Below are 3,353 nucleotides of genomic sequence, written 5' to 3'. Positions count from 1 at the left end.
CCCCGGCGGCGCGAAGGTCCTCGACGGGACGGGTGAGCTCGGGTTCCTCGATGCCAAAAGAGGCGATGATCACGAGGGCGCGCTTCTGAGAGAGGCCCTTCTTTGCGGGGGCCTGACCAGAGACCTGCCGTGCGGAATCTGACATATGGATGCTCCTTATATGACGGGACGGACGCTCCGGGCGAGGATCCGCAAGCGGCGGCGAGCCTGGAACGGATTTATTTCCTTGCAGCTTAGTACTGTACCAGCAAGTCCAGTAACCGTGTCACCTGACTCGCGACCCGGCCGCCCGCGAAGTCGGAGGGCGACGGCTGGGAGTGCGTCATGGAAGCGCCCCGCGACGGCGCCGAGGGCTGAGCCCGACGGCAGCAGGCCGGGCGTCGGGCACGGCGGCGAATGCCTTGATCGGTCGCCGCCCTCGCACTTCGGCGGGCGTCGAAGCACTCGGCGGCGTGGCCCACCGAGGGCGGCGCGAGGTTCGCGAGCACAGGGCGCGCCAAGGCCGGGACGGTTGCCGACGCGTGCGCGTTAGGCGGCGAAGAGGTTAAGGATTAGATGCGCTAACAAGAACAAACCCGTCGCGGGGTGGACTGCGCCCCAAAACTTGGACGGCTTAAATAAGAACTACGCCGCAAGGGGCCGGCTCCGGAACTCCTCCGGGGTCAGCCCCTTCAGCTTAACCTGCCTTCGCCTCGTGTTCCAATGGGCGACGTACGCGTCCAGGTCCGCCTTGAAGGACTCGAAGTCGGGCCACGTCCTTCCCCAGAAGAACTCGTCCTTCATGTGGCCGGAGACCTGCTCGGTGGCGCCGTTGTCGATGCAGTTGCCCTTCCTGGACATGCTCTGGACGATCCCGGCCGCCCTCAGTCTCTCCGTCCAGCCGGCATGCTGGTACTGCCAGCCCATGTCCGAGTGCAGCACGGGCCTCGCTCCCTCTGGCATCCTCTCCAGCAGCCGGTCGAGCAGCTCGGCCTGCTGCACCATGTCCGGCCTGGTCGACGTCGACCAGGCCACGATCTCCTTGCTGCCGGAGTCGTACACCGGCGCGAAGCACGCCTTGCCCCAGGGCTGCCTGAACTCCGTGACGTCGGTGCCCATCTTCAGCCACGGCGCGCCGGCGGAGAAGTCGCGCCCTATGGCGTTCCCGAAGGTCTCGCCGACGACGCCCCTGTAGGAGTTGTAGCGGTGGCAGTCGGTCTCGCGGCGTATCCCGCAGCGGATCCCCGTCTCGCGCATCATCTTGGGCACGGTCTTGTCGACGATCCTCTCGCCCAGCTCGGCGCGCAGGCACATGGCCGCCTGCCTGTGGCCGCATCCGTTGGCCGTGCGCGAGAAGATCTCCGCCACCGCGCCCCGCGGTTCCGGGCGCGTCGGCCTGGCCGGGCGCGACAGCGCGTAGTAGTAGCTGGACCGGGCCGGGCCGGCGCACTCCGGCAGGCGCCCCAGCTCGCACCTCTCCGCGCGCAGGGCGCTCACGGCCTCGGCCCTCGCCCTGGTCAGAGCCCGTCCCTCTCGACCAGGACGCGCAATTTCTTTAGGTAGGCCACCTCGGTCTCGAGCCTTCGGCAGCGCTCCTCGAGCTCCTGCTCGCGGGTGCGCCCGCGCGGCCTGGACTTCGAGCCCTTGGGCTTGGGCCTGAGCGCCTCGGCGCCGCCCTCGCGGTAGAGCCTGCACCATCGGTCGAGCGGCGCAAGCGACATGACCCCGAACTCGCGCATGGCGTCCTGCCTGCTCGTGCCGCCGTCGACCACGGCCGAGGCGGCGGCGACCTTCTGCTCGTACGTGTACCTGGCCTGCTTGCCGCCCATGGTCAGCAGCGCCTCGCTTCCGAACGACCGGTATACGTAGAGCCATTGTCTCACGGTGTCGCGCGGGACCGACAGCGCCTTCGCCGCCGACTTGAAGCCGCGGCCTCGCTCGAAGAGCTCGATTGCCGCCTTCCCGGCCTCGATGTCGTGCTTCACCCTCAAGTCGACACGCATAAAAAGCCTCCCATTTCTCGTGTCCAAGAAATGGGGGGCAGTTCAGGCGAAGCCCAGAGGTGGCATTTGTTTAGCAAGAGGGACGCGCGCTCGCTCAGAGGTCAGGGTTTCTTAGCAGTCGCCTACTCCAGCGTGATGCTCAGGAGCTGCGGCTCACCGCCGTTATTGTCGAGTATGCGCCGCTCTACATGAACGCTCCCGACCGAATCGGGGTCGATCAGCTGCGTCGAGACCCAGGTAACGCCTTCGTCGCTTCCCAGACCGAAGTAATTGTTCGCCACGCCGTCGTCTTTAATGACCTGCTCCGTGCCGTCCTTAAGCACGAGGCTGACTTTCCGAATGCTATCGCTCATCACGGGATCAGCCGAGATCTGCACCGAAAACGGACTCACCTTCGCCTCAACGCCGTCGGAGGAGGTAAAGGTTTTCGAGGCGACGCGTTTGCTAGGGTTGAACCGCCAAGTCTGCGCCGTGCATTGCTCAGCGCTATCGCCTTCGCCCTCATGCCAGTTGAGCACCCAAGTCAGCCCTTTTTCCAGGTCGGCTTCGCCACCAAATCCCGCAAAGTGCATCGTTCCATGGATCTCGGTTTTGGTCGAAGATTCCTTTTCGATCATCTCCCGGGTGTCCGCGAATGACCAAGCGGCCTCGTCGTCCCCGTCACCAAAGCGAAGGGCGATGAGGTCGAGGGTTTGCTCGCCCTCGGCACCTGAAAGCACAAGCTCGCCCACTTCTGCAGCGGGCTCAAAGAGCGCCACGCCGTTCGGGTTCGAAAGCGTGAAGGTCACGGATCCGCAGCCGTTCTCGTCAACCGCAATATCGCCGAGCTCCAGCGTATAGCCGTTTCCCTCAACGGAAAGCCCGACATGCTCCACCGCTTCCGAGAGCTCAACCGGAGCCGTTCCGTCGCCGAAGTCGCGTTTGTACGAAATCGTGGAGCCGTCATCGCCCAAGAAGGACCAGGTCTGCGTCCTCCCTTGCCCGTGGTTCCCCCATGCTTGCGCAAAGAAATCGGAATTAACCACCGCGTAGGCGACTCCGCCGGTGGCCAGAACAGCTGCGACGCAGCCAGCTACAACCGCAGTGAGGGGCTTGGCCGCACCACGACGACGGGGCTTCTTTCCTCTAGACGCGCGGGAAAGCGCACGGTCCGCGAGCTCGTCGTCGGCATGCATCGCGTCAAAAGCAGCTTTAAGCTGGTCGTTATTCATAATCCTCTCCCTCCAGGAGTTTCCTCAGCTTCGCACGCCCACGAGCAAGCCTCGTTCGAATCGTCGCCGCCGGGACATGCAGGTAATCGGCTATCTGCTGGGTGGGCAACTCAAGGTAGTAAAAGAGCACGATAGGCACGCGGTACTTCTCGGGAAGCCG

General features: G+C 64.7%; 4 protein-coding genes. All 4 read right to left on the bottom strand.

Going from position 1 to position 3,353, the window contains the following annotated elements; all coding sequences use genetic code 11:
• Positions 1-624 precede the first annotated feature (624 nt).
• A complete protein-coding gene (locus ACT84W_RS10160; RefSeq protein ID WP_444329124.1) occupies positions 625-1,476 on the bottom strand; it encodes an IS3 family transposase in 852 nt (283 codons plus the stop codon).
• A 20-nt stretch (positions 1,477-1,496) separates the two neighbouring features.
• On the bottom strand, positions 1,497-1,982 hold the full coding sequence (locus tag ACT84W_RS10155) for a transposase (protein WP_444329123.1): 486 nt from the start codon (positions 1,980-1,982) through the stop codon (positions 1,497-1,499).
• A 122-nt stretch (positions 1,983-2,104) separates the two neighbouring features.
• Positions 2,105-3,193 (bottom strand): hypothetical protein, encoded by a 1,089-nt coding sequence (locus ACT84W_RS10150; RefSeq protein WP_417575650.1) that lies wholly within the window; start codon positions 3,191-3,193, stop codon positions 2,105-2,107.
• Positions 3,186-3,353: sigma factor-like helix-turn-helix DNA-binding protein (locus tag ACT84W_RS10145; protein ID WP_444329125.1), on the bottom strand; the 168-nt coding region annotated here is incomplete at its 5' end. The genes ACT84W_RS10145 and ACT84W_RS10150, both read right to left, overlap by 8 nt.

The organism is Paratractidigestivibacter sp. (genome assembly GCF_052362415.1).
Taxonomy (GTDB): Bacteria; Actinomycetota; Coriobacteriia; order Coriobacteriales; family Atopobiaceae; genus Paratractidigestivibacter.
Note: the sequence above shows the minus strand (reverse complement) of the source record. Positions and strands in the feature narration are given on the sequence as shown.